The organism is Rhizobiales bacterium NRL2 (assembly GCA_001664005.1).
In the GTDB taxonomy this organism is placed as follows: Bacteria; Pseudomonadota; Alphaproteobacteria; order Minwuiales; family Minwuiaceae; genus Minwuia.
Genome location: CP016093.1, coordinates 3,717,267 through 3,740,339, shown reverse-complemented (window position 1 = coordinate 3,740,339; position 23,073 = coordinate 3,717,267). Strand labels below are relative to the sequence as shown.

At 68.0% G+C, this 23,073-nt stretch carries 25 protein-coding genes; 15 read left to right on the top strand and 10 right to left on the bottom strand.

The features are described from left to right. Positions 1 to 697 precede the first annotated feature (697 nt). Together TEF_17465 and TEF_17460 are read left to right on the top strand one after the other, a co-directional pair. Entirely contained in the window at positions 698 to 1,534 is an 837-nt protein-coding gene (locus TEF_17465) for a hypothetical protein (protein ID ANK82383.1), read from the top strand. Further along, entirely contained in the window at positions 1,535 to 2,362 is an 828-nt protein-coding gene (locus TEF_17460; GenBank protein ID ANK82382.1) for a hypothetical protein, read from the top strand. 9 nt (positions 2,363 to 2,371) lie between these two features. Here the strand turns inward: TEF_17460 and TEF_17455 are convergent, their stop codons facing one another. Further along, positions 2,372 to 3,196, bottom strand: coding sequence for a rubrerythrin family protein (locus tag TEF_17455; protein ANK82381.1), 825 nt, complete (start codon positions 3,194 to 3,196; stop codon positions 2,372 to 2,374). Between the two features lie 278 nt (positions 3,197 to 3,474). Between TEF_17455 and TEF_17450 the strand changes: the two genes are divergently transcribed. The 4 genes from TEF_17450 to TEF_17435 all read left to right on the top strand — a co-directional run bounded on the left by TEF_17450 (position 3,475) and on the right by TEF_17435 (position 6,556). Continuing rightward, positions 3,475 to 3,717 (top strand): hypothetical protein, encoded by a 243-nt coding sequence (locus TEF_17450; protein ANK82380.1) that lies wholly within the window; start codon positions 3,475 to 3,477, stop codon positions 3,715 to 3,717. A gap of 231 nt (positions 3,718 to 3,948) precedes the next feature. Further along, positions 3,949 to 4,698 (top strand): electron transfer flavoprotein subunit beta, encoded by a 750-nt coding sequence (locus tag TEF_17445; GenBank protein ANK82379.1) that lies wholly within the window; start codon positions 3,949 to 3,951, stop codon positions 4,696 to 4,698. Further along, positions 4,698 to 5,627 (top strand): electron transfer flavoprotein subunit beta, encoded by a 930-nt coding sequence (locus TEF_17440; protein ID ANK82378.1) that lies wholly within the window; start codon positions 4,698 to 4,700, stop codon positions 5,625 to 5,627. Before TEF_17445 ends, TEF_17440 begins: the two co-directional genes overlap by 1 nt. Positions 5,628 to 5,668: 41 nt before the next feature. Next, on the top strand, positions 5,669 to 6,556 hold the full coding sequence (locus TEF_17435) for a 3-hydroxybutyryl-CoA dehydrogenase (GenBank protein ANK82377.1): 888 nt from the start codon (positions 5,669 to 5,671) through the stop codon (positions 6,554 to 6,556). Here TEF_17435 and TEF_17430 read toward each other — a convergent pair. The 4 genes from TEF_17430 to TEF_17415 all read right to left on the bottom strand — a co-directional run bounded on the left by TEF_17430 (position 6,523) and on the right by TEF_17415 (position 9,625). After that, positions 6,523 to 7,308: a hypothetical protein gene (locus tag TEF_17430; protein ANK82376.1), complete on the bottom strand. Its 786-nt coding sequence runs from the start codon at positions 7,306 to 7,308 to the stop codon at positions 6,523 to 6,525. The genes TEF_17435 and TEF_17430 overlap by 34 nt on opposite strands. Continuing rightward, a complete protein-coding gene (locus tag TEF_17425) occupies positions 7,305 to 8,087 on the bottom strand; it encodes a hypothetical protein (protein ANK82375.1) in 783 nt (260 codons plus the stop codon). The genes TEF_17430 and TEF_17425 overlap by 4 nt, the downstream gene beginning before the upstream one ends. Positions 8,088 to 8,150: 63 nt before the next feature. After that, a complete protein-coding gene (locus TEF_17420) occupies positions 8,151 to 8,708 on the bottom strand; it encodes a molybdenum cofactor guanylyltransferase (GenBank protein ID ANK83572.1) in 558 nt (185 codons plus the stop codon). A gap of 41 nt (positions 8,709 to 8,749) precedes the next feature. Continuing rightward, a complete protein-coding gene (locus TEF_17415) occupies positions 8,750 to 9,625 on the bottom strand; it encodes a formate dehydrogenase family accessory protein FdhD (protein ID ANK82374.1) in 876 nt (291 codons plus the stop codon). 95 nt (positions 9,626 to 9,720) lie between these two features. Here TEF_17415 and TEF_17410 point away from each other — a divergent pair, with 95 nt between their 5' ends. Together TEF_17410 and TEF_17405 are read left to right on the top strand one after the other, a co-directional pair. Continuing rightward, positions 9,721 to 10,467 carry an NAD(P)-dependent oxidoreductase gene (locus TEF_17410; protein ID ANK82373.1) on the top strand — a complete coding sequence of 249 codons (747 nt, stop codon included), beginning with the start codon at positions 9,721 to 9,723 and terminating at the stop codon, positions 10,465 to 10,467. After that, on the top strand, positions 10,467 to 11,258 hold the full coding sequence (locus tag TEF_17405; protein ANK82372.1) for a 3'(2'),5'-bisphosphate nucleotidase: 792 nt from the start codon (positions 10,467 to 10,469) through the stop codon (positions 11,256 to 11,258). Before TEF_17410 ends, TEF_17405 begins: the two co-directional genes overlap by 1 nt. Positions 11,259 to 11,455: 197 nt before the next feature. Here the strand turns inward: TEF_17405 and TEF_17400 are convergent, their stop codons facing one another. The 4 genes from TEF_17400 to TEF_17385 form a co-directional block, all read right to left on the bottom strand. Next, a complete protein-coding gene (locus TEF_17400) occupies positions 11,456 to 12,745 on the bottom strand; it encodes an O-acetylhomoserine aminocarboxypropyltransferase (protein ANK82371.1) in 1,290 nt (429 codons plus the stop codon). Positions 12,746 to 12,866: 121 nt separating this feature from the next. After that, positions 12,867 to 13,412: a hypothetical protein gene (locus TEF_17395; protein ANK82370.1), complete on the bottom strand. Its 546-nt coding sequence runs from the start codon at positions 13,410 to 13,412 to the stop codon at positions 12,867 to 12,869. A 41-nt stretch (positions 13,413 to 13,453) separates the two neighbouring features. Beyond that, a complete protein-coding gene (locus TEF_17390) occupies positions 13,454 to 13,966 on the bottom strand; it encodes a CoA-binding protein (GenBank protein ANK82369.1) in 513 nt (170 codons plus the stop codon). A gap of 4 nt (positions 13,967 to 13,970) precedes the next feature. Next, on the bottom strand, positions 13,971 to 14,783 hold the full coding sequence (locus TEF_17385; GenBank protein ID ANK82368.1) for an enoyl-CoA hydratase: 813 nt from the start codon (positions 14,781 to 14,783) through the stop codon (positions 13,971 to 13,973). Positions 14,784 to 14,968: 185 nt separating this feature from the next. Here TEF_17385 and TEF_17380 point away from each other — a divergent pair, with 185 nt between their 5' ends. The 4 genes from TEF_17380 to TEF_17365 all read left to right on the top strand — a co-directional run bounded on the left by TEF_17380 (position 14,969) and on the right by TEF_17365 (position 18,505). Beyond that, positions 14,969 to 15,730 (top strand): 16S rRNA (uracil(1498)-N(3))-methyltransferase, encoded by a 762-nt coding sequence (locus tag TEF_17380; GenBank protein ANK82367.1) that lies wholly within the window; start codon positions 14,969 to 14,971, stop codon positions 15,728 to 15,730. Positions 15,731 to 15,792: 62 nt separating this feature from the next. Further along, positions 15,793 to 17,178, top strand: a complete 1,386-nt coding sequence (locus TEF_17375; GenBank protein ID ANK82366.1) for a glutamate--cysteine ligase — start codon at positions 15,793 to 15,795, stop codon at positions 17,176 to 17,178. A gap of 41 nt (positions 17,179 to 17,219) precedes the next feature. Next, a complete protein-coding gene (locus tag TEF_17370) occupies positions 17,220 to 17,978 on the top strand; it encodes a hypothetical protein (protein ANK82365.1) in 759 nt (252 codons plus the stop codon). A gap of 113 nt (positions 17,979 to 18,091) precedes the next feature. Further along, the gene (locus TEF_17365; protein ANK82364.1) at positions 18,092 to 18,505 is read left to right on the top strand and encodes a hypothetical protein; all 414 of its coding nucleotides are present in this window, start codon (positions 18,092 to 18,094) and stop codon (positions 18,503 to 18,505) included. Positions 18,506 to 18,579: 74 nt separating this feature from the next. Here TEF_17365 and TEF_17360 read toward each other — a convergent pair whose 3' ends face one another. Continuing rightward, the gene (locus TEF_17360) at positions 18,580 to 20,238 is read right to left on the bottom strand and encodes a hypothetical protein (GenBank protein ANK82363.1); all 1,659 of its coding nucleotides are present in this window, start codon (positions 20,236 to 20,238) and stop codon (positions 18,580 to 18,582) included. 243 nt (positions 20,239 to 20,481) lie between these two features. Here TEF_17360 and TEF_17355 point away from each other — a divergent pair, with 243 nt between their 5' ends. The 3 genes from TEF_17355 (at position 20,482) to TEF_17345 (ending at position 22,953) form a co-directional block, all read left to right on the top strand. Next, complete coding sequence (locus TEF_17355; GenBank protein ANK82362.1) at positions 20,482 to 20,880, top strand: hypothetical protein; 399 nt, start codon at positions 20,482 to 20,484, stop codon at positions 20,878 to 20,880. A gap of 110 nt (positions 20,881 to 20,990) precedes the next feature. Next, positions 20,991 to 21,410, top strand: coding sequence for a hypothetical protein (locus tag TEF_17350; GenBank protein ID ANK82361.1), 420 nt, complete (start codon positions 20,991 to 20,993; stop codon positions 21,408 to 21,410). 28 nt (positions 21,411 to 21,438) lie between these two features. Continuing rightward, positions 21,439 to 22,953: an AAA family ATPase gene (locus TEF_17345; protein ID ANK82360.1), complete on the top strand. Its 1,515-nt coding sequence runs from the start codon at positions 21,439 to 21,441 to the stop codon at positions 22,951 to 22,953. Positions 22,954 to 23,073 lie beyond the last annotated feature (120 nt).

Genomic DNA, 23,073 nt, shown 5'->3' with positions numbered 1-23,073 from the left:
TTCCAAGGGACAGGAACGCCCTTTGGCTTCTCGGGAGAGCCATGGAGGTCTTCGTGGGAGCTTAGAGGTTCCCCCAAAGTGGTGGTGCACCGACCTGAGTATGCGCGTGATGAAACGGCAAGACGATTCTCTGGCGCTGGATTGGCTCGATGCCCGGGAAGCGCTACAGGCAGGGGGGATGCAACGGGGGGCGGCACCCACCCCTTGCCAAGATGGTGTTGTAGTACAATACACATCTTGCGGAATGCGTAATTCGCAGGAAGCTTTGCTAATAGCTTGGCAGCAACATCACCGTCATTTACCGCTTAAGGGTCGGATAAACTGGTTTCGTCGGGTAAGGCGCGGAGCATGACGCTGCAGCCGTCCAGCACCTGAATCAGGAGGTTCGAACTTATCTCCTCCGAGGCGCACCAAACCTCCACCCCTCAAACCCCCAGTTCCGCCCGTCTTTCCGCCAGCGTCTCGCGGATCAGGCCCTTGAGCCAGAGCAGCCCTGAATCCGCCTCGTTGCGGCGGCGTCAGGTCATCTGGAAGTTCCGGGCGTTGACCGGCGCGGGCGGCGGCAGGACCTGCAACCGGTCGCGGAGCGGCGAGGCCTCCACGTGCAGGCGGTTGGCGTAGCCGACCGGGCCGCCAAGGTCGGGCCTTTGAATTTGCGTGCGCTCCACGCACACTCCGGGGCAGGGAGGGCTGTTCCATGACCGAGAAACCCATCGCCGTGATCGTCGGCGCGACGACCAAGTGGCGCCGCGACGGCCACATGACGAAGCTGATCCACGGCCACGAGGTCGACGATTCCGCCCTGCCCGAATTCGCGCGCTATGGCGTCGGCGGGGCGGTGGCCCAGAAGTTCGCCACCGAGGGCTGCCACGTGATCCTCACCACGCGGACCGCCGCCAACGCCGACGACCTGGCGGAGACCATCCGCGGCCAGGGCGGCGCGGTCTCGGTCGTGGAGATGGATCTTTCCCGGGACGAGAGCATCGCCAGCGCCTTCGCGCGCATCCGCGCCGAATGGGGCGACCCGGAGATCCTGATCTACAACGCCGGCTATCCGGACGGGCGGGAACTGCCGAAGGAGATGGAGCTGCTGGAGAACATGCCGACAGCCATCTTCGACACCGCCATGGCCGTCTCCTGCCGCGGCCCGTTCCTGGTGGCGAAGGAGGTGCTGCCGGCCATGCGGGCGCGGGGACGGGGCAGCTTCCTGTTCTCCAACAACGCCGCCTCGCTGCGCGGGCGCAAGCGCCACACCGGCGAGAGCCTCTACTATCCGCGCGTGATGATGCGCACGCTCTCCCAGGTGCTGACCGAGGAATATTCCGAGCACGGCGTGCACGTCGCCAATGTGGTGATCGACGGGCTGATCGATTCGCCCGGCACCCGCGCCCTGCCCAAGGCGCGCGACAATCCCGACATCGTCATAAATCCCGAGAAGATCGCCGAGGCCTTCTGGTACCTGCATGGCCAGGACCGGTCCTGCTGGAGCCACGAGATCCAGCTCACGCCCTTCCCGCAGAAGCCGAGCTGCTGAATGGAGATCGTCGACGCGCAGATCCACATCTGGGGCAGCGGCCTGCCGGTCAACGACGCGCACTGGCAGGTGACCCGCTTCGACGCGGAACAGGCCATCGTGCTGATGGACGAGGCGGGCGTCGACGCCGCCGTCATCCACCCGCCGGGCTGGGATCCCGGCTCATACGACATGGCGGCGCGGGCCATCGCGGACCATCCGGGCCGCTTCGCCATGATGAAGACGCTGAAGCTGGACGATCCGGCGACGCCGGCGAAGATCGCCGCCGTGCGCGACGCGCCCGGCGTGCTCGGGCTGCGCTACGTCTTCATGGGGGACGACGCGGTCGCGGCGCTGCGGGAGGACCGCCATGGCTGGCTCTGGCGGGCGGCGGAAGAGGCCGGCGTGCCCGTCGCGGTGCTGGCGACCGATACGCTGGCCGAGTTCGGCGAGGTGGCGGCGCGGCACCCCGGTCTGAGGCTCACCATCGACCATCTGGGCGGGCGCGGGGGCTTCACGAAGCTGAAGGACCACGCGGCGATGGAACACATGCCGCAACTGCTGGAACTCGCGCGCCATCCCAATGTCGCGGTCAAGGCCACGGGCGCGCCGGGCTATTCGGGCGAGGCCTATCCCTTCCCGATCATGCAGGACTATCTGCGCCGGATCTTCGAGGCCTTCGGGCCGGAGCGCATGTTCTGGGGTACGGACATCTCCAAGATGCCGTGCTCCTGGCGGGAATGCGTGACGCTGTTCACCGAGGAGATGGACTGGCTGAAGGGCGCTGACCTGGAACTGGTCATGGGCGCGGCGTTCCGGCGCTGGTGGGGCTGGCCCGGCGAAGGCTGAACGTCTGCCTCAGGCGGCGAGCTGTCCCCTGGTGCGGACCTTCAGGAACAGCCAGGTCGCCTGGAAGGCGAGGTCGCCCAGCCGTCCGTGCGGCGGCAGGCCGGCGGCCTTCAGGATCAGCTTGACCGCCTTGCCCAGGTGATCGCGCCGGTAGCAGCCCAGCGCCGTGCGCGCGTAGGCCCGGCCCGCCTCGGAGCGGTCGTACTCCTCCTCGGGCGGCATGTTGGCGCAGTAATAGGCGAAGGAGAGTTCGTCGTCCTCCGCCTCCAGGAAGCGCGTGGCCGCGATCCAGGCCCGGCGCGGACGGCCCAGGTGCTCGCGCTCCTGGTAGCGCTGGAAATAGTCCTGGAACATCCGGTAGTGGCGGATCTCGTCCTTCGAGATACGGTCGCAGATGTCCTTCAGCACGGGCTCGTCGGTGGCGTCGCGCAGCGCGGCGTAGAACGAGCTCGTGCCCGCCTCCACGACGCAGCGGGCGACCATCTCGCCGGCCCGGGAGCCGCGCACCGACGCCTCGGCGTCGAGGGGAATGCGATAGCCGTCGGTGAAGCGGCGGAAGGCGGTCTCGAAGTCGAAGTCCGGATCCGCCATCTCCGCCCAGCGTCCCAGCACGATGCCGTGCTGGTGCTCCTCGTGGCCCCACTGCTCGGCGGCGGCGCGGAATTCCGGATCGTCGGAGATGACCCGCTTCAGATAGGCGACGTAGTCGGCTGAATTGCGTTCGACCAGGCTGGCGGCGCGGATCACCGCCAGTATGTCGGAATCCACCCGGGAAGGGTCGAACTGTTCCCAGGCGATGTCGTCGGGCGACCAGTGGCCGTTCTTGTTCGTCATTCTTGGCCCCTATTGCTTTCACAACTTCACGCGCGCCGCCGGCCTGGTCGGCCGGTTCTGGCGGCGATCCGCGCGTGCGTATGGTTCCAAGGGCGATAACCCCACCTGCACATGCGATCCGGCCTGATATGGGTATTATGCCACGAAATCGAAGGCCTCGCGAGGGGCCGGGATGAGCCCGCACGGCGCGCTTGCGCGTCCCGCGGCCCTTTGCGATGGTCCCGGCAGGGCGGCTCGCAGGGCGGGCGGCCGCGTTGCATTCCAGGAGAACCGAACCGATGGACGAGCTTCCCGACGAGCAGGTGCAGGGCCAGTTGTCCCAGGCCGCCGAGATCGTGACGCGGCACCTGGACGCGGCGCTGGAGGAATGCACCGAGGCCGGGCTCGGCCGGGAGGTCTTCTCGGCGGCGGTGATGGCCACGCTCATGCAGGCCATGCAGACCAGTCTCGGCACCGCGGCTTCCGACGCGCTCCGGGACATGCTCCAGATGATGGCCGCCGGCGGGGACCGTCAGAACTGAAACCGGAAACGCCGCCGGGCGCATGGTTCCGCGGCCTGGGCGGATATGCCGCCGGGCCGTCCGTGACGGTTCGTTGACAGCCCAAAACCGCCCAACTATTGTGCGCCGCACCATCCCGGGGGGTTGCGCCTTCGCCGCGGATGGTTTTTTTAGCTCCGGGCGGGACGACAAGACACCCAAGAATGTCTCGCGCCGTAATTACCGTGGGATGCACCCTGGAGATGTCGGGAGATGAAGGTACTCGTCGCTGTCAAGCGCGTCGTTGACTACAACGTCAAGGTGCGCGTGAAGGCCGATCAGAGCGGGGTAGAACTCGCCAACGTCAAGATGTCCATGAACCCCTTCGACGAAATCGCCGTCGAGGAAGCGGTCCGTCTGAAGGAGGCCGGCACGGCGGAGGAGGTCGTCGCGGTCTCCATCGGCGTGCAACAGGCCCAGGAGACGATCCGCACCGCCCTCGCCATGGGCGCGGACCGTGGCATCCTGGTGAAATCGGACGACGAGGTGCAGCCGCTCGCGGTGGCCAAGATCCTGAAGGCGCTGGTGGACGAGGAGAAGCCCGACCTGGTGATTCTCGGCAAGCAGGCGATCGATGACGACAGCAACCAGACCGGTCAGATGCTGGCCGCGCTGCTGGGCTGGGCGCAGGGCACCTTCGCCTCCGAGGTCAAGATCGAGGGCGGCGAGGCCGAGGTCACCCGCGAGGTCGACGGCGGCCTGCAGACGATCAAGCTGAAGATGCCGATGATCGTGACCACCGACCTGCGGCTCAACGAGCCCCGCTACGCCAGCCTGCCGAACATCATGAAGGCGAAGAAGAAGCCGATCGACACGAAGACGCCTGAAGATCTGGGTATCGACATCGCGCCGCGGCTGAAGACGCTGAAGGTCAACGAGCCGGCGAAGCGCCAGGGCGGCGTCAAGGTCGAGAGCATCGACGAGCTGGTCGACAAGCTGAAGAACGAAGCGGGGGTGATCTGATGGCTGTTCTCGTTATCGCCGAACACGACAACAACGAACTCAATCCGGCCACCCTGGCCACCGTCACCGCCGCGAAGGCGATGGACAGCGACGTCACCGTGCTGGTCATGGGCCACAATGCGGGCGGCGTCGCCGAGGCCGCGGCCAAGGTCGCGGGCGTCGGCAAGGTGCTGCACGCCGACGACGCCGGGCTGGAGCATTCGCTGGCCGAGAACCGGGCGGCGCTGATCGTCAGCTTGGCCGGCGACTACGGCCACATCGTCGCGCCGTCCACCACCTCCGGCAAGAACATCCTGCCGCGGGTCGCCGCGCTGCTGGACGTCCAGCAGATCTCCGACATCGTCGAGGTCGAAAGCGCCGATACCTTCGTGCGGCCGATCTACGCCGGCAACGCCATGGCGACCGTGCAGTCCTCCGACGGGATCAAGGTCATCACCGTGCGCACCACCACCTTCGCCAAGGCTGAGGCCGAGGGCGGATCGGCCAGCGTCGAGCAGATCGCGGCGGCCGACGATCCGGGCCTGTCGTCCTTCGTCGGCGAGCGCCTCTCCGAATCCGATCGCCCGGATCTCGCCACGGCCAAGATCGTCGTCTCGGGCGGCCGCGGCATGCAGAACGGCGAGAACTTCGAGATGCTCTACAAGGTGGCCGACAAGCTGGGCGCCGCCGTGGGCGCCAGCCGCGCCGCGGTCGACGCCGGCTTCGTGCCGAACGACATGCAGGTCGGTCAGACCGGCAAGGTCGTCGCGCCGGAACTCTACATCGCCGTCGGCATCTCCGGCGCGATCCAGCATCTGGCGGGCATGAAGGACTCCAAGGTCATCGTCGCCATCAACAAGGACGAGGAAGCGCCGATCTTCCAGGTTGCCGACTACGGCCTCGTGGCGGACCTCTTCCAGGCGGTGCCGGAGCTCGAATCGAAGCTTTGACCGGTCGCCGCATCCCGTCCGCAAGTGGGAAAGTCTGAAGAATGAGCGATACCGCCTCAATCCGTTCGATCGGCATCATCGGCGCCGGTCAGATGGGCAACGGCATCGCGCACGTTTGCGCGCTCGCCGGCTACGACGTCATACTCAACGACATCGACCAGGGGCGGCTGGATGCGGCGCTGGAAACCATCGAGGGCAATCTGGCCCGCCAGGCCGCGCGCAACAAGATCTCCGACGTCGACCGGGCTGACACCCTGGCCCGGATCCGGCCAACGCTGGAGCTCGCCGAGGTCGGCAAGGCCGATCTGGTGATCGAGGCGGCGACCGAGGACGAGGCGCTCAAGAAGAGCATCTTCCAGAAGCTGACCGAGCATCTGGGGCCGGAGACGCTGATCGCCTCCAACACCTCCTCGATCTCGATCACGCGGCTGGCCTCGATCACCGACCGGCCCGAGCGGTTCATGGGCATGCACTTCATGAACCCGGTGCCGATGATGAAGCTGGTGGAGCTGATCCGCGGCATCGCCACCGAGGACACGACCTTCAATGCGGTTCGCGAGGTCGTGAAAAACCTCGGCAAGACCTCGACGGCGGCGGAGGACTTTCCGGCCTTCATCGTCAACCGCATCCTGCTGCCGATGATCAACGAGGCGGTCTACACCCTCTACGAAGGCGTGGGCTCGGTCGACGCCATCGACACGGCGATGAAGCTGGGGGCGAACCATCCGATGGGGCCGCTGGAACTGGCGGATTTCATCGGCCTGGATACCTGCCTGTCGGTCATGCAGGTGCTCTATGACGGTCTGGCGGACACCAAGTACCGCCCGTGCCCGCTGCTGGTGAAGTATGTCGAGGCCGGCTGGCTGGGCCGCAAGGCCAACCGCGGCTTCTACGACTACCGCGGCGACGTGCCCGTCCCGACGCGCTGACCCCACATGTCCAGGTGGCTGGCCCAGAGCCGGTAGCCTTCCCGTCGCAGACGGCCGGCCAGCGCGCGCCGCGTCGCGGCGTCCAGGTGGGCGTGCTCGAACTGTAGCAGCGCCGGTCTGAGGCCGGCTTCCAGGGCCATGGCCATGATCTCGGCGTCGAAACCTTCGGTGTCGACCAGCAGCACGTCCGCGTCTCTCATGCCGGCGGTCTCCATCGCCTGCCGGATCGTCGTGACCGGGACCGGCGTTTCCGTGATCAGCTGATCCAGTTCGGCGTCGGAAATCGCCGGGTCGGCATTCCGGAATGCGTTTTCCAGATGCGGACGCGAGAACGACGCCAGACCGTCGGAGATCCGCCTGCCCAGCCTTTCGCTCGCCGCCGCCATGTCCATGGAATAGATCGCCCGTTCGCCTGGCTCCCGGTCGATGGCGGCGTTCAGGCAGGTGACGTGGGGCGCTTTGGCATAGCGCGCGGCGAGCCGTTTGAAAGCCGATTGCTGCGGCTCGATCAGCAGCGCCCTGGAAACGCGTTCCGGCCGGTGCAGGATCATCTCGCCCAGCGGGTCGTTGGACGATCCGTCATTGGCGCCGACCTGGACGATGGCGACCGGCCGGGTTGCCGCCAGTCCGGCCACCAGGTCCGGGAAGCTGCGGTGACGGCGCAGCAACTGGCGCAGGTAGACGCCGGGGTTGCGCTTCAGCGCCTTGGTCGAGAAGCGGATGCCCAGGCGGCGTTTCAGGCGGCGGATCATCGGCCCGGCCGATCCTCCGGATCGTCCCAGTAGTCGGCGATCCAGGGCGCGGGCCGCGTGCGGCGATGCAGGCGCTTCGCATCATAGCCGCTCAGGGCCTCGTCGGGATCCGGCCGGCCGTGGAAGACGAGAATCTTCGTGTCCGCCGGCATCTTCGGCGCCTGCACCAGATTGAGCGGGAAGGGCGGGATCGCGTGGCGCTTGAAGCTGCGGACCCATGCCTCGGGCCACCAGTGCTTCTCGCCCAGCCCGTAGGTCAGATAGGTCTGCGGCGGCTTGAAGTTGGCCATCGCCCATTCGGCCTCGGCGTAGAACTTGTCGACGATGAACTGCGTCGTGCCCGCCCGCCAGCGGAACACGGATGAATTGCCGACGTCCGGGCGCTTCTTGAAGACGTGATGACCGAGCACCCAGTTGTGGATGATGCAGCGCTTGCCCGGCATGTAGTCGAAGAAGCAGTCGATATTGTCGACGATCAGCAGGTCCAGATCGAGGAACATGCAGTCGCCCTGCATGTCCGCCAGCCCGTCCATGAACAGCCCCAGCTTCAGCCAGGTCGTGCGCTGGTGGCTTGCGGGCAGCTCGATCGGCGGCAGCGGATGGGCCTCGACCTCGGGCCTGAGCCCCGCCCCGTCGTCGGTGAAGCACAGGAAGCGGAAAGGCCGCGTCAGGTTACGCTGGACCGCGCCGTAGAGCCGGTTGACGAAGTCGGGACCGTAGCGGTCGCCCCATTTCAGGGTGCAGATATTGACCGGCGGGGCGTCCGGATCGGAGGACATGAAGGCACTATCCGTCTCGGGTGAAACTGTCGCCTGCGGCATAGCCCAACGGGGCCTCGCCGGTCACCCCAAAAGTGCCTCGGCGCGCGCCAGATCCTCGGGCCGGTTGACGTTGAAGAACGGGTCCGACGGTGTCGCCGGCCACTCGACCATGGCGACGCGGTGTTCGGCGGTGAAGCGGTCGATCTTGCGGATGTCCCGCGCCGTCAGCGCCTCTCGGAGGGGTTCACGCAGGTCCATCCGCCAGAGCGCCGCCACCGGGTGATGGCGGCCGCCGCTGGCGCAGACGGCGACCGCCGCCCCTTCGTCGGTCAATGCCGCGCCCAGGCGCGCGGCCATGTCGTCGGGCAGGAACGGCGCGTCGGTCGGCGCCGAGAGCAGGAGGCTGGCCTCGGGATGCGCCCCGGCGGCCCAGTCCATGCCGGCCAGGATGCCGGCCAGCGGCCCCGCGAAACCGGGCACCGTGTCGGCGACCAGTGGCAGTCCGAAGCGCTCATAGGCGGCCATTTCCGCATTCACGTTGAGCGCCAGCGCCGCGACCTGTGGCGTCAGCCGGGCGATGGCGTGCGCGACCAGCGGGCGTCCGCCCAGCCCCAGCAACGCCTTCTGGCCGCCGCCCATGCGCCGCGCCAGCCCGCCGGCCAGGATGACGCCGACGGGCTTCACCGGGCGCCCTTGCGGTTCAGCTTATCGGGTTCGTCGGCCACCGCGTCCGGATCGCTGTCGAAGACGATCCGTTCCTCGCCGGCGAGGCAGACGAACCGCTTTCCCTTCGCCCGCCCGATGAGGGTCAGGCCAGCGCGCCGCGCCAGCTCGACGCCAGAGGCCGTGAAGCCGGAGCGCGAGATCAGGATCGGGATTTCCATCTGCACGGTCTTGATGACCATTTCCGAGGTCAGCCGTCCCGTTGTGTAGAACAGCTTGCCGATCGACCCGATATCGTTGAGGCGCATGTAACCGGCGATCTTGTCGACGGCGTTGTGGCGGCCGACGTCCTCCATGTAGATCAGCGGCCGGTCCCGTTCGCACAGCACGCAACCGTGGATCGCGCCTGCCTGCAGGTAGAGCGACGGCGTGGTGTTGATCGATTTCGTCAGGGCGTAGAGCCAGGAGGTGCGCAGTTCGGCATCGGCCGGCAGGCGCACCTTGTCGAACTTCTCCATGACGTCGCCGAAGGCGGTGCCCTGGGCGCAGCCGGAGGTCAATGTCCGCTTCTTCAGCTTGAACTCGAAATCGGTGCGGCGTGCGGTACGGACGAAGATGTGGCCCTTGTCGTCGTCGACCTCGAGACTGCGGATCTCGTCGTCGGGCTTCAGCATGTTCTGGTTCAGCAGGTAGCCGACGGCCAGACAGTCGGGATAGTCGCCGATCGTCATCATGGTGACGATTTCCTGGCCGTTGAGGAACAGCGTCAGCGCCCGCTCCACGGTCACGTCCTGCGCCACCGGCTGACCGGCATGGTCGACGCCGGCCATGCGCCGGGTCAGGCGGACGTCCCCGGGATCGGGACGGACGAGATATGCGGGCGTTTCCGGCATTGCCCGAATGTGGCGCGTTCGCGCCCGCTCGGCCAGCCTTGACCGCCACCGGGGGCGGTGATTTGCTCCGACGCCCGTTGCATGGAGGGGAGCGAATGGCCGGAGTTGTGATCGTCACCGGCGGCAGCCGCGGTATCGGCGCCGAGATCTGCCGGCTGGCCGGCAAGGCCGGCTATTCGGTCTGCGTCAACTACCAGAGCGACCGCGAGGCCGCGCAGAACGTGGCGGAGCTGGTCGAGGCCGCCGGCGGCAAGGCCATCATCTGCGGCGCCGATGTGGCGCAGGAGTCGGATGTGAAGTCCATGTTCCGCCTGGTCGACCAGGAACTCGGCACCATCACCGCGCTGGTCAACAATGCCGGCATCGTCGGCAAGGTCGGCAAGGTCGAGGAACTGGACGCCGAGCGCATCAACCGCATGCTGGCCGTCAACGTCACCGGCGCTTTCCTCTGCGTCCGCGAGGCCGTGCTGCGCATGTCGACCGCCCATGACGGCAAGGGCGGCGTGATCGTCAACATGTCCTCGGCTGCGGCCCGTCTCGGCTCGCCGGGCGAGTTCATCGACTACGCCGCCTCCAAGGGCGCGATGGATTCCATGACCATCGGCATGGCGAAGGAACTGGGCGATCAGGGGATTCGCGTGAACGCGATCCGGCCGGGCCTGATCGACACCGAAATTCATGCCAGCGCCGGCGCGGCGGACCGGGTGGAACGGTTCAAGGACAGCGTGCCGATGAAGCGCGCCGGCAGCGCCGAGGAGGTGGCGAAGGCCGCGCTCTGGCTGATGTCGGAGGATTCGTCCTATGTGAACGGCGCGCTGGTGGACGTGGCGGGGGGACGCTGATGATCATCGACCGGGCGGAACTGGCGCGGCAACTCGCCGACATCACCGAGGAGGCCGGACGGCTCATCCTCGATATCTACAATTCCGATTTCGAGACCCGCTCCAAGGACGACAGTTCGCCCGTCACCGACGCCGACGAGAAGGCGGAAGCGCTGATCCTGGAGCGGCTGGCGGCGCTGGGGACCGGCATCCCCGTGGTCGCCGAGGAAGCGGTCGCCGCCGGCGAGGTGCCGGATATCGCCGGGGGGCGCTTCTTCCTCGTCGATCCGCTGGACGGCACGAAGGAATTCATCAACCGCAATGGCGAATTCACGGTCAACATCGCCCTGATCGAGCAGACCGAGCCGGTGGCCGGCGCGGTGCACCTGCCGGCGCTGGGCCAGACCTACTGGGGCGCCTGGCCGGGCGCGGCCTGGCGGCGCGCGGTCGGGGGCGAGCCGGAGCCGATCACGGTGCGGCCCGCCGATCATGACGGTTTCGTCGTCGTCGCCAGCCGTTCCCACCGCGACCAGGCGACGGACGACTATCTGAAGGACGTGCCGGTGCTGGAACTGGTCTCCGCGGGTTCCTCGCTGAAGCTCTGCCGGGTGGCCGAGGGCCAGGCCGACATGTACCCCCGGCTCGGCCGCACCATGGAATGGGACATCGCCGCAGGCCACGCCGTGCTGATGGCAGCGGGCGGCAAGATCCAGGTTATCGCGGGCGGCGACGTGTCCGGCGAAGTCGGCCAGCCGCTCCGCTACGGCAAGCCCGGTTTCGAGAATCCGTATTTCGTGGCAAGGGGCGGGTGAGACGGCACAGGCGGGCTGGGGATGGTAGGGCCGGCCAGCCCGCCGTCCTCAAGGAGACACGCGACGACAACACCTGCCGGTCCCGTGACTTGATCGCGGGACCCAGTGGGGCGGCGATATCGTGCTGAGCCCCGGGATCGAGTCCCGGGGCGGGTAATCCGGAACCGGGCAATGACGCAGGGCCCAGGTGTAGCCGGCTACAGTTGAGCCAGCCCCTGATCCAGATCGGCGATGATGTCCTCGACGGTCTCGATGCCGACCGAGAGCCGCACCACGTCGGGACCGGCGCCGGCGGCCTCCTGCTGTTCCTCGGTGAGCTGGCGGTGCGTGGTCGACGCCGGGTGCAGGATCAGGCTCCGCGTGTCGCCGATGTTGGCGAGGTGGGAGAGGATGTTGACGCTCTCCACCAGCTTCACGCCGGCGTCGAAGCCGCCCTTGAGCCCGAAGGTGAACAGCGGCGGCGCGCCCTTCGGCAGGTATTTCTTCTGCAGCGCATTGTAGCGGCTGCCGGGCAGGCCGGCGAAGCTGACCCAGGACACCTTGTCGTGGGCGGCGAGATATTCGGCGACCCTGATGGCGTTCTGGCCGTGGCGCTCCATGCGCAGCGGCAGGGTCTCGATGCCCGTGAGCAGCAGGAAGGCGTTGAACGGACTGAGCGCGGGGCCGAGATCGCGCAGCGCCACTGCGCGGCCATAGGCGGTCAGCGCGAAGCGGCCGAAGGTCTCGTGGAAGTTCAGCCCGTGATAGGCCTCGCAGGGCGCGGCGATGGCGGGAAATTTTCCGCTGGCCGACCAGTCGAACTCGCCACTCTCCACGATCACGCCGCCCACCGAGTTACCGTGGCCGCCCAGGTACTTGGTCGCCGAGTGCACGACCACATCCGCGCCCCACTCGATCGGACGGCAGCCCCAGGGCGTTGCGCAGGTGTTGTCGACGATCAGGGGCAGGCCCGCGTCATGGGCGATCTTCGCGAACGCTTCGATATCGGCGATGACGCCGCCCGGGTTCGACGCGCTCTCGATGAAGATCGCCTTCGTCTTCTCGTTGATCAGCGGTTTGAAGCTGTCGGGGTCGTCGGGATCGGCGAAGTGGCAGGTCCAGCCCATCTTCTTGAAGCTGACGCCGAACTGGGTGATGGAGCCGCCATAGAGCTTGGTCGAGGCGATGAACTCGTCGCCCGGCTCCATGAGCGAGAACATCAGCACCATCTGTGCCGCGTGGCCCGAGGCGACGGCGAGGCCGGCCGCGCCGCCCTCCATGGTCGCCACCCGCTCCTCCAGCACCGAGACGGTCGGGTTGGTGAGCCTCGAGTAGATATTGCCGAAGGTCTGCAGGTTGAACAGGCTTGCCGCCTGGTCGACGTCCTCGAAGACGTAGGAGGTCGTCTGGTAGATCGGCGTCACCCGCGCGCCGGTGGTCGGGTCCGGCGCCGCGCCCGCGTGGATCGCGATGGTCTCGAAGCCGTAGTCGCTCTTCTGTCCGCTCATGCCGTCCCTCCCCCGATTGCCGACGCCCGGAGCATGGCGGGGCAGGGGGCAAAGCGCAATGCGGCGGGTTGGAACGACCTTGCCACACGGTAATTATACTGTGTGGCAAGAAACGCCCCGGCTACCCGATATCGGCGTCCGAATAGGTGTGCAGCGCGTTGTTGAAGCGCGAGAACAGGTTGGCGAGGCCGATCACCTGGGTCAGCGCCACCACGCCGTCATTGCCGAGCCCTGCGTGCAGTTCCGCCAGCAGGTCGGCGGGCGCCTTGCCCGGTTTCGACGCCACGTGCTCGGCGAAGCGCAGCACGGCTTTCTCGAGATCGCTGAAGGCGCCGCTGTCGGCGGAACGGTCGATGTTCTCGATCTTCGCGTCCTCGACGCCGGCGTCCCGCGCCGCCGCCGTGTGATTGGCGACGCAGAGCCTGCAGCCGGCGAGCTGCGCCGTGCGGAGATAGGCGAGTTCGCGGATCTTCGGGTCCAGCGGGCCGTTGTAGATGACTTCCTTCGCGTAGGTGGCGAAGGCGTCGAGCGCCTTCGGCTGGGCGGCCATGAAGGCGAAGGAGACGGGCACCTTCGCCCAGTCCTTGCGGAGGCGATCAAGGACGGCGCGGGCCTCCGGCTCCGCGTTCCGCAGGCTGACGGGTTCGACGATGCGGTCGTGTTTCATGGCGGTTTCCTCCCCTTGGCCCGCCGCGATGGAGCTGCGGGCTACACCCGCCGGCTCCGCCTCGACGAGATGACGCCGGTGTTGACGCCCATCCAGCCGATCTCGCCCGAGAGGCGGCCGTACTCGATCTTCGGGCAGCGGTTCTGGATCACGGTGAGCCCGGCGGCGCGGGCCTTCTCCGCCGCGCCGTCATGGCGCACGCCGAGCTGCAGCCAGAGCGTCTTCGCGCCGATGCCGATGGCGTCGTCGGCGATGGGCGGGATGGCGTCCGAATTGCGGAAGCAGTCGACCATGTCGACGGGTACGCCGATCTCGGCCAGCGAGGCCACGGCCTTCTCGCCCAGGATCTCGTTGCCCGCCGCCGCCTCTTTCGGGTTCACCGGGATGACGCGGTAGCCCTTCGCCTGCAGGTACTTCATGGCGAAATAGCTGGGCCGGTTCCAGTTGGCCGAGGCGCCGACCATGGCGATGGTCTTCGTATCGCGCAGGACGCGGCGGATCTCGTCGTCCGGATAGACTTCGTCCGGCGTGGCGGGGGCTGCGGTGTCGGCCATGGCCTCAGCGGTCCTCCCACTGGGGCTCGCGCTTGTCGATGAAGGCCTGGATGCCCTCGGCGGCGTCGCGCGCGGCCATGTTCTCCACCATGGTGATAGAGGCGTGGTCATAGGCGCTCTTCAGGTCCGGCTGTTCCAGCTGGTCGTAGAAGGCGCGCTTGCCGATCTTCAGCGTGTAGGAGGACTTGGAGGCGATCCGGCCCGCCATCTCCATCACCGCCTCGTCCAGCTTCCCGGCCGGGACGGCGCGGTTGATCAGGCCGAAGCGGACGGCGTCGTCGGCCTCCATCATCTCCCCGGTCAGCAGCATCTCCATGGCGTGCTTGCGCGAGACGTTGCGCGACAGCGCCACCATTGGCGTATGGCAGAACAGGCCGATATTGACGCCCGGCGTCGCGAAGCGCGCGCCGTCCTCGGCGATGGCGAGGTCGCAGCTGGCCACCAGCTGGCAGCCTGCGGCGGTGGCGATGCCGTGCACGCGTGCGATCACCGGCTTCGGGTGATGGACGATCGTCTGCATCATGTTGGAGCAGGCGCCGACCAGTTCCTTGATGAAGGGCTGGTTGTCCTGGTTGCCGCGCACTTCCCGCAGGTCGTGGCCGGCGCAGAAGCCCCGGCCCGCGCCGGCGAGCACGATGACCCGCACCGACGGGTCGTCGGCCATGCGGTCCAGCTCCTCCTGCAGCCGCGCGATCAGCGGGCGCGACAGGCTGTTGAAGGCGTTGGGGCGGTTGAGGGTGATCCAGGCGATCCCGCCGCGGTCCTCCCGCAGCAGGATGTCCTCGTTCGGGGTCGCGGCCTCGGCGGCTGCACTCATCGGATTCCTCCCAGATCCAGCGTGAACTTGCTCTGCCCCCGATAATAGGGCGGACGGAGGCAATTTCACAGTGTCTGCCTGTGATGGAGCCATGCGCCAGCGTCAGTGCATGCCCCGCCGCCCCGGTTGCGCCGTCCGGCGTCGCGGCCTATTCGATGACGAACGCTCCCCCGGAAGGACAGCCGATGACCGAACCCCGACTGCATGTGGACGCCGATCTCGGCCCCGGCGTCGAGATCGAACTGCAGAAGCACCAGGCGCACTATCTGCGCAATGTCATGCGGCTGGGCGCGGGCGCGGCGGTGAAGCTGTTCAACGGCCGCGACGGCGAGTGGCGCGCGGCGGTCGATCAGGTCTCGAAGAACCGCATGACGCTGTCCGTCGGCGAGCACCTCAGGCGCCAGGCGGTGGAACCCGATCTCTGGCTGCTGTTCGCGCCGATCAAGGGCCGCCGCGTCGACGCCATCGCCGAGAAGGCGTCGGAACTGGGCTGCGCCGAGATCCGGCCCGTGCTGACCGAGCGCACGGTGGTCGCCCGCGTCAATGTCGAACGGCTTCAGGCCAACGCCGTCGAGGCGGCCGAGCAGTGCGAGCGGCTGACCCTGCCGCTGGTGCGCGAGCCCGAGCCTCTCGGCGACGCGATCGCCCGCTGGCCGGCGGACCGGCGGCTGCTCTATGCCGACGAACGCGCCGGCGCCGCGCCGGTCGCGCGGGCTTTGGCGGCGGCGGAACCGGGCGGCAGATGGGCGGTGCTGATCGGGCCGGAAGGCGGCTTCGCACCGGCGGAACAGGACCTGGTCCGGGCCCTGCCGCAGGCGCTGCCGGTCAGCCTGGGGCCCCGGCTGCTGCGCGCCGATACCGCCTGCTTCGCCGCGCTCGCGCTCTGGCAGGCGCATCTCGGCGACTGGCGGGGAGGCGACGGCGGCCAGAGCGACGATGCGCCCTGATTCCTTTTTTCACGAATCCGCCCTAGGTTCGGCGAACCTGGGGAGCCAAGACGGAGCCATACATGTCGACCATGATCGATTCGGAGGAGGGGCGAACCCTCTCCACCACCGTGGTCGAGAGCCGCGATCAGCTCGTGGCCTATATCGAGAGCGGGTCGAAGCCGCGCGAGAACTGGCGGATCGGCACGGAGCACGAGAAGTTCGGCTTCGATCTGGAGACGCTGCAGCCCATTCCCTATGAGGGCCCGAAGGGCGTGAAGGCCATGTTCGACGGCCTGGCCCGATTTGGCTGGGAGCCGATCGTCGAGGGCGGCTATGTCATCGCCCTGCACATGGACGGTCAGACCATCAGCCTGGAGCCGGGCGGGCAGTTCGAGCTCTCCGGCGCGCCGCTGAAGACGCTGCACGAGACCTGTGCTGAGGTGAACACGCACCTGGCCCAGGTGAAGGAGGTCGCCGCCGAGATCGGCGTCGGCTTCCTGGGCCTCGGCTTCCACCCGACCGGGCGGCGCGAGGACTTCGACACCATGCCGAAGGCCCGCTACGACATCATGAAGGCCTACATGCCGACGAAGGGCAATCTGGGCCTCGACATGATGTACCGCACCTGCACCATCCAGGTGAACCTGGACTTCGGCTCCGAAGCCGACATGCGCGAGAAGTTCCGGATCGGCATGGCGCTGCAGCCGGTGGCGACGGCGCTGTTCGCCGCCTCGCCGTTCAAGGAGGGCAAGCCCGGCGGACTGCTCAGCCTGCGCAGCCAGGTCTGGACCGACACAGATCCGGAGCGCTGCGGCAACCTGCCCTTCGTCTTCGAGGACGGTTTCGGCTTCGAGCGCTATGTCGACTACGCCCTCGACGTGCCGATGTACTTCATCCACCGCGACGGGCAGTACGTGAACGCGGCGGGGCAGTCCTTCCGCGACTTCCTCGACGGCCGCCTGCCGGCCCGGCCCGGCGAGAAGCCGACGATGAAGGACTGGGACAACCATCTGACGACCATCTTCACCGAAGTGCGGATGAAGAAGTTCCTGGAGATGCGCGGTGCCGACGGCGGCCCGTGGGCCCGGATCTGCGCCCTGCCGGCGCTCTGGGTCGGTCTGCTCTATGACGAGCGGGCGCAGAACGCGGCGCTCGATTTGATCAAGGGATGGACGCCGGCCGATGTGGATCGCCTCCGCGCCGAGGTGCCGAAGCTGGGCTTCGACGCGCCGAGCCCGGATGGGCGCACCGTGCGCGACCTCGCCGCTGACATGCTCTGCATCGCCGACAAGGGACTCCAGGCGCGGGCGACGAACGATTCCATGGGCCAGGACGAGCGCCACTTCCTCGGCACCCTGCGCCAGCTCGTCGACGACAACCGCTCGCTGGCCCAGGAACTGCTGCAGAAATACGAAGGCCCCTGGGGCGGCGACATCAACCGCGTATTCACCGAGTACGCATACTGAGGCCTTGATTCCGCCGCATGCCCGCCGGATGGTCGGTCCCCATGCGAAACTCGACCTGTCTCATCGCGCTCGGCCTGTTCGTCGCCGTCATGTCGCTGTGGAGCGCCCAGCGCCACTACGCCACGCTGGACGAGGGCCACGGCGCGCCGGTGATCGTGGCCGCCGACATACTCTATCCGCCCGATATCGATGCGGTGACCCGGAAGCGGATCTTCTTCGACACCTTGCGGCCCATCGTCCGCGCCGAGAACGCGCGCATTGCCAAGCTGCGCGGGCGCCTGCTGGCGGCGAGCCAGGCGGGGAAGTCCGGCGGCTGGGTGGAGGAGGCGGCGGCGCGCTACGGCGTGGACTGGACGGGCCGGGAGTGGGACGAACTGCTAGCCCGCGTCGACACGGTGCCGATCACCCTGGTGCTGGCCCAGGCGGCGAAGGAGTCGGGCTGGGGCCAGTCCCGCTTCGCGCGGTCGGGCAACAACATGTTCGGCCAGTGGTGTTTCCGGGAGGGCTGCGGGCTGGTCCCGCTGCGCCGCGCCGCGGGCAAGGCTCATGAGGTCGCGACCTTCGGCAGCGTGAACCGCTCGGTCCGGGCCTATCTGCACAACATCAACACCCAGCCCGCCTATGGCGATCTCCGCACGGAGCGGGCGCGCCTCCGCGCGGAGCTGGAGGAACCCACGGGGCTCGCGCTCGCCGGCGGACTGGCGCGCTATTCGGAACGCGGCCTGGCCTATGTGCGGGAGGTCCGCGACATGATCCGGATGAACCGGCGGCTGATGCTGGCGGCCGCGCCGACGCACTGAACCTCCGGGCGCCGCGCGGGGACGTGAACCAGCCATGCGTCCGCGCGCTGGGACGATTGCCACATTGAGGATAGACTGCGGGCAGTTGTGCAACCGAAGCCGTGGGTGTGGGAATGGGTTCCGATCTGGCGCATGTGGAGGCGCGGTACGACCCGGCGACCGACGTGGTCATGTTCCGCCTCTGGGGACAGACGTCCGCCGCCGCCATCTTCGAAGCGCTGGAGCGTCATTTCCAGGAGCACCCGACCTGCCGCTTCGCCATCTGGGATTTCCGCCGCGTCGATCTCAATGCGTTGAGCGTTCCGGACCTGATGGAAATTTCCCGCCGTTCCGCGGCGGCCAGCGCCGCGCGCCGGGAACCACGGACAGCCCTGGTGATGCGGGACGAGACCAATTACCTGCTCGGCAAGGTATATGATGCGCTGTCCGAAACCGGGCGTTCGCCGATCGAGCATCGCGTCTTCTACCATCTGCCGCCGGCCTTCGCGTGGTTCGGCGTGGAGAACGCCTTCGACAAGTCCGGCTGACCGTCATGGCAGAAAAAAAGGGGCGCCGCCGGGTCGAACCCGACGCCCCAGGGCTTCACGCCGACTGCGGGTGATCACCCGACATATTCGGGAAGCTGCTCGAGCTCTTCCTCGGTCATCTCGACGATGACGCGGTCATTGCCCGGCTCCATCCGCATGCGGTCCTGCGGCACGACGACTTCTTCATCGCCGAGACCCAGGAAGCCGCCGAACTCGACCACGACCTCGTCGATCTGGCCGTTCTCGTCACGCAGAACCCGTTCGATCTCGCCGACCTCGTCGCCGCGGGAGGAGTAGACGTCCATGCCGACGACCTGATTGTCCTCGGCTTCGACCAGTTCCCATTCCTCGTTGAACTCGTCGATCCGGCCCTCGGCGGCGCGGTCGGTTTCGCGGACCATCCGGTCGCCGGAGGCGCCCGCTGCGGCCTCGGCCTCGGCAGTGGCTTCAGCGTCGGTATCGCTCATGCCGGTCTCCATGCCGGCGCCACCCTCGACGGAGGCATCGGCGTCGCCTTCGACCACAGCGACCTCGAGCTCTTCTTCCTGCTGCCCGGTCTGGCCGCTCTGATCCATGGCCTGCTGCCCGGACTGCATGGCCTGCTGCCCGGACTGCTGTTCGGTTGCCGAACGGTCGGCTTCCCTGACGCTGACCTGCGCGTCGGTCTCGCCCTCGATCTCGACCTCGGGCGCCGGCTGGTCGACGCTGACTTCCGGCCGCGGCTGGTTCACGGCGACGTCGGGCGCCTGCTGTTCGACGGTCACATTGGGATCGCCCTCGACGACCTGCACGTCGGCCTCACCCGGCTCGACCTCGACCTCCGAGGAGTCCTGCTGGATCTGGACCTCGCCGCGCTGGCCTTCCTGGACCGTCTTCTCGGTGCGCTCGGCGACCGTCACCGTCTCGGTCTCGGTTTCGGCCTCGTCGTTCTGGGCCTTCACGGCGACGTCCTCGGGCAGTTCGGTCTCCTTGATGGTGACCTCGGCCTTGCCGCCGCTCTCAACCTCGATCTCGGGCTGCGCCTTCTGCACCTTCACCTCGGGCTTGGCCTGGTTGACGCTGACCTCGGGGCGGTCCTGCTCGACGATCACCCGGGGCTCCGGATCGACCACGGTGATCCGCGGCGGCGTCTGTTCGACCTCGACCTGCGCGGGCGGCTGCTCCACCACCAGTTCGGCATCCTCGCCTTCGGCCGCGGTGCGCGGGCCGGCTTCGGCATCGGCCTTCGCGCCGGCAGTCACTTCAGCGCCGCCCTTGCGGCCGTTCATGCCCACGCGGTCCTGTCCGGACGCGCGCATCAGCGTCTGCTGCCCGGCGTTCAGGGCGTCGGCCAGAATGATCACGTCGATGTCGTCTTCCATGTCCTGCATGGTCTGTTTCAGATTGGCGCGTCCGCGGGCCACGATCTCGGCGTCGGTCGCCTTGATCTGACCGCCCTCCATGCGGGCCAGCACGCGGTCCAGGTTCTGGAACGCCGCGCGGGCTTCCTTCTGCAGTTCGCGGGCTTCCGGGCTGCCCTTCTCCACACCGCGTTCGGCGGCCTGGCGGAGGTTCCGCTCGGCGCGTTCCATCTCGCGGACGGACTGGCGGACCTCCTGATTCATGGCGCGGTCCTGCTGCGTCGCCTGCGGCGTCCGGTTCTGGTTCTCGTTCTGGTTCTGCTGCTGCGCAATCGCGGGAACGGTTGCGAGTGTGGTGGCCAGCGCGGTCGCGGCCAGGAGTTGCTTGATCATCTTGTTGTTCCTCTACTCGCGTTACTCTACTTGGCCTCCGCCTGCGTCCGTTTCGGGACGGCGGCGCGAGGCATCGTTCGTTCGCGCCCTCTACCTCGACGGCACGGCGGCCGGCTTCAACCGGGGCCACCCCCGGACAGGCTGTCGCATCCGTTCGAGACTTCGTTCGCAGATATCGCTTTCGTCCGCCGGCGCATGGGCCACTATGGCGGCGGTGGCTCGTTGGAGTGTGGGGCCGGTAGAATGAAGAATGTGGAGACGCGCCATGATGCCGACGCCGGTGTCGTCCTCTTCATCATGCGCGGCAGGGTCACGTTCGAGGACTTTCTCGATGCGGGCGATGCGCATTTCGGCCGCCACGCCACGCCGCGCGCCGTCTGGGACCTGCGCCGCGCCGATCTCAGCGGCCTCGACGTCGAGGATCTGAAGCGCGTGGCGGCGCGCTCGCGTGAGGCCGCGGCCAGCCGGCCGGACCCGCGAACGGCCCTGGTGGTCGACAGCGAGGCCGACATGCTGCTCGCCCGCCTTTTCGACGCCCTCTCCGAAACGCGCGACTCGCCGGTGATCTATGAAGTGTTCTTCGATCTCGAGTCCGCCTGGGCGTGGCTGGGCGTCGGCAACCCGTTTCCCGAAGGACGCTGATCACCCCGGCGCGTTCACTGCATTGTAACCCGCGCCGGTTTCTGCTCCGATTGCATGAAGAACGATGCGCCGCCCGCACGGCGTGCGGGCTGCCTGCCAGGGGAGCCGAAATGGGGCAGCTGACGCTGGAGCATCTTCCGGGGCACGATCTCGTCATCTTCACGGGCATCGGCATGCTGCTGGGATCCCAGGTTGTCGACGCCAATCGTTGGCGGGAAGCCAATTGCCCGACCAATCTGACGCTCTGGGATCTGCGCGACGCCGACATGAGCGAGATCACCCTGCCGGAGATCCGCGACATCGTCGAAGGTCTGGTGGAACAGGCGGTCATCCACGAACGCCGCCGCACCGCGCTGGTGATGGACGACCGCCACAACCTGCCCATCGCCCGGCTCTACGCCCAGGTCGCGGAATACCGGAACCTGCCGATCGATTCCCATGTCTACGAATCCATGGACGAGGCCTGCGTCTGGCTGGGCGTGGATCCGCCGCCGCTGACAGATCCGGATAAAGTTCTGCTTTCGTTCTGAAAGCATCCTGCCTACAATCGCCGCCGTCATGGTTGCCCGCATCGCCACAGTCGCCTTTCAGGGGTTCCGCGCGCGTCTCGTCGACGTGCAGGTGCAGATCTCGCCGCAGATGCCGGCGACGGCCATCGTCGGCCTGCCCGACAAGGCGGTGGCGGAGAGCAAGGAGCGGGTGCGTTCGGCCCTCGACGCCATCGGACTCGGCCTGCCGCCCAAACGCATCACCGTGAATCTCTCGCCCGCCGACCTGCCGAAGGAAGGCAGCCATTACGACCTGCCCATTGCGCTGGCGCTGCTGACGGCGATGGACGTGCTGCCGGCCGACGAGATGGCGCGTTTCATGGCGCTGGGCGAACTGGCGCTGGACGGCCAGATCGCGCCGGTTGCCGGGGTGCTGCCCGCCGGCGTGGCCGCCGCCGAACGCGGCATGGGTCTGATCTGCCCGGCGGCCTGCGGCGGGGAGGCGGCCTGGGCCGGCGATCTCGACATCGTCGCGGCGCCGGACCTGCTGGCCATCGTCAACCACTTCAAGGGTGCGCAGGTGCTGCAGCCGCCGAAGCCGGGACCGGTGGAGACCGACGCCACCGGCCCGGACCTGCGCGACATCAAGGGCCAGGAGAGCGCCAAACGCGCCCTGGAGATCGCCGCCGCCGGCGGCCACAACATGCTGATGATCGGCCCGCCGGGCTCCGGCAAGTCGATGCTGGCGGCGCGCCTGCCCGGACTGCTGCCGCCGCTCTCGGCGGGGGAGGCGCTGGAAGTCTCCATGATCCGCAGCCTGGCCGGCGAACTGGCCGAGGGGCGGCTCTCCCGCCGCCGGCCGTTCCGCAACCCGCATCATTCGACGTCGACGCCGGCGCTGGTCGGCGGCGGCCTCCGCGTCCGCCCGGGGGAAATCAGTCTGGCGCACCGGGGCGTGCTGTTCCTGGACGAACTGCCGGAGTTCCCGCGGCCGGCGCTGGAATCGCTCCGCCAGCCGCTGGAGACGGCGGAGGCGGTCGTCGCCCGCGCCAACGCCCACGTCACCTATCCGGCGCGCGTGCAGCTCGTCGCCGCCATGAATCCCTGCCGCTGCGGCCACCTGGATGACGCCGAGCGCGCCTGCAGCCGCGCGCCGCGCTGCGCCGCTGACTATCAGGCGAAGATATCCGGCCCGCTGATCGACCGCATCGATCTCGCCATCGACGTGCCGGCGGTCTCGGCGGCCGACCTGACCCTGCCGCCGGCGGCGGAAGGCTCCGCGGAGGTCGCCCGGCGCGTCGCCGAGGCGCGGCGCATTCAGGCCTGCCGCGGCGAGACGCTCGGCATCGACGCCCGCACCAACGCGGAAGTGGACGGGGAGGCGCTGGCCGAGGTCGCGACGCCGGAACCCGCGGCCCAGACCCTGCTCACAGATGCCGCCGAACGGCTGAAACTCTCGGCCCGCGGCTATACCCGCGTCATCCGCGTCGCGCGGACCATCGCCGACCTCGCCGGCGCGGAGACCATCGCCCGCGCCCACATCGCCGAGGCGCTGACCTACCGCCGCCGCGGCGCGGTGAGTTAGAGCAATCCTCGGGTAGATTGAATCGCCACGGGAGCTTCGGTGTCATGCCCACCCCCGAACGGTGTCATGCCCGCCTTGTGCGGGCATCCGGCCTGGATCATCGACTTGCGGCGAAGCCGC

Coding starts and splice junctions, on each gene's coding strand:
- TEF_17395 (ANK82370.1), bottom strand. CDS start 13,412: ATGAAACACGACCGCATCGTCGAACCCGTCAGCCTGCGGAACGCGGAG.
- TEF_17385 (ANK82368.1), bottom strand. CDS start 14,783: ATGAGTGCAGCCGCCGAGGCCGCGACCCCGAACGAGGACATCCTGCTG.
- TEF_17425 (ANK82375.1), bottom strand. CDS start 8,087: ATGTCCTCCGATCCGGACGCCCCGCCGGTCAATATCTGCACCCTGAAA.
- TEF_17455 (ANK82381.1), bottom strand. CDS start 3,196: ATGACGAACAAGAACGGCCACTGGTCGCCCGACGACATCGCCTGGGAA.
- TEF_17435 (ANK82377.1), top strand. CDS start 5,669: ATGAGCGATACCGCCTCAATCCGTTCGATCGGCATCATCGGCGCCGGT.
- TEF_17350 (ANK82361.1), top strand. CDS start 20,991: ATGGGGCAGCTGACGCTGGAGCATCTTCCGGGGCACGATCTCGTCATC.
- TEF_17360 (ANK82363.1), bottom strand. CDS start 20,238: ATGATCAAGCAACTCCTGGCCGCGACCGCGCTGGCCACCACACTCGCA.
- TEF_17380 (ANK82367.1), top strand. CDS start 14,969: ATGACCGAACCCCGACTGCATGTGGACGCCGATCTCGGCCCCGGCGTC.
- TEF_17465 (ANK82383.1), top strand. CDS start 698: ATGACCGAGAAACCCATCGCCGTGATCGTCGGCGCGACGACCAAGTGG.
- TEF_17390 (ANK82369.1), bottom strand. CDS start 13,966: ATGGCCGACACCGCAGCCCCCGCCACGCCGGACGAAGTCTATCCGGAC.
- TEF_17460 (ANK82382.1), top strand. CDS start 1,535: ATGGAGATCGTCGACGCGCAGATCCACATCTGGGGCAGCGGCCTGCCG.
- TEF_17355 (ANK82362.1), top strand. CDS start 20,482: ATGAAGAATGTGGAGACGCGCCATGATGCCGACGCCGGTGTCGTCCTC.
- TEF_17445 (ANK82379.1), top strand. CDS start 3,949: ATGAAGGTACTCGTCGCTGTCAAGCGCGTCGTTGACTACAACGTCAAG.
- TEF_17410 (ANK82373.1), top strand. CDS start 9,721: ATGGCCGGAGTTGTGATCGTCACCGGCGGCAGCCGCGGTATCGGCGCC.
- TEF_17440 (ANK82378.1), top strand. CDS start 4,698: ATGGCTGTTCTCGTTATCGCCGAACACGACAACAACGAACTCAATCCG.
- TEF_17405 (ANK82372.1), top strand. CDS start 10,467: ATGATCATCGACCGGGCGGAACTGGCGCGGCAACTCGCCGACATCACC.
- TEF_17450 (ANK82380.1), top strand. CDS start 3,475: ATGGACGAGCTTCCCGACGAGCAGGTGCAGGGCCAGTTGTCCCAGGCC.
- TEF_17375 (ANK82366.1), top strand. CDS start 15,793: ATGTCGACCATGATCGATTCGGAGGAGGGGCGAACCCTCTCCACCACC.
- TEF_17365 (ANK82364.1), top strand. CDS start 18,092: ATGGGTTCCGATCTGGCGCATGTGGAGGCGCGGTACGACCCGGCGACC.
- TEF_17345 (ANK82360.1), top strand. CDS start 21,439: ATGGTTGCCCGCATCGCCACAGTCGCCTTTCAGGGGTTCCGCGCGCGT.
- TEF_17420 (ANK83572.1), bottom strand. CDS start 8,708: ATGGGCGGCGGCCAGAAGGCGTTGCTGGGGCTGGGCGGACGCCCGCTG.
- TEF_17415 (ANK82374.1), bottom strand. CDS start 9,625: ATGCCGGAAACGCCCGCATATCTCGTCCGTCCCGATCCCGGGGACGTC.
- TEF_17430 (ANK82376.1), bottom strand. CDS start 7,308: ATGATCCGCCGCCTGAAACGCCGCCTGGGCATCCGCTTCTCGACCAAG.
- TEF_17370 (ANK82365.1), top strand. CDS start 17,220: ATGCGAAACTCGACCTGTCTCATCGCGCTCGGCCTGTTCGTCGCCGTC.
- TEF_17400 (ANK82371.1), bottom strand. CDS start 12,745: ATGAGCGGACAGAAGAGCGACTACGGCTTCGAGACCATCGCGATCCAC.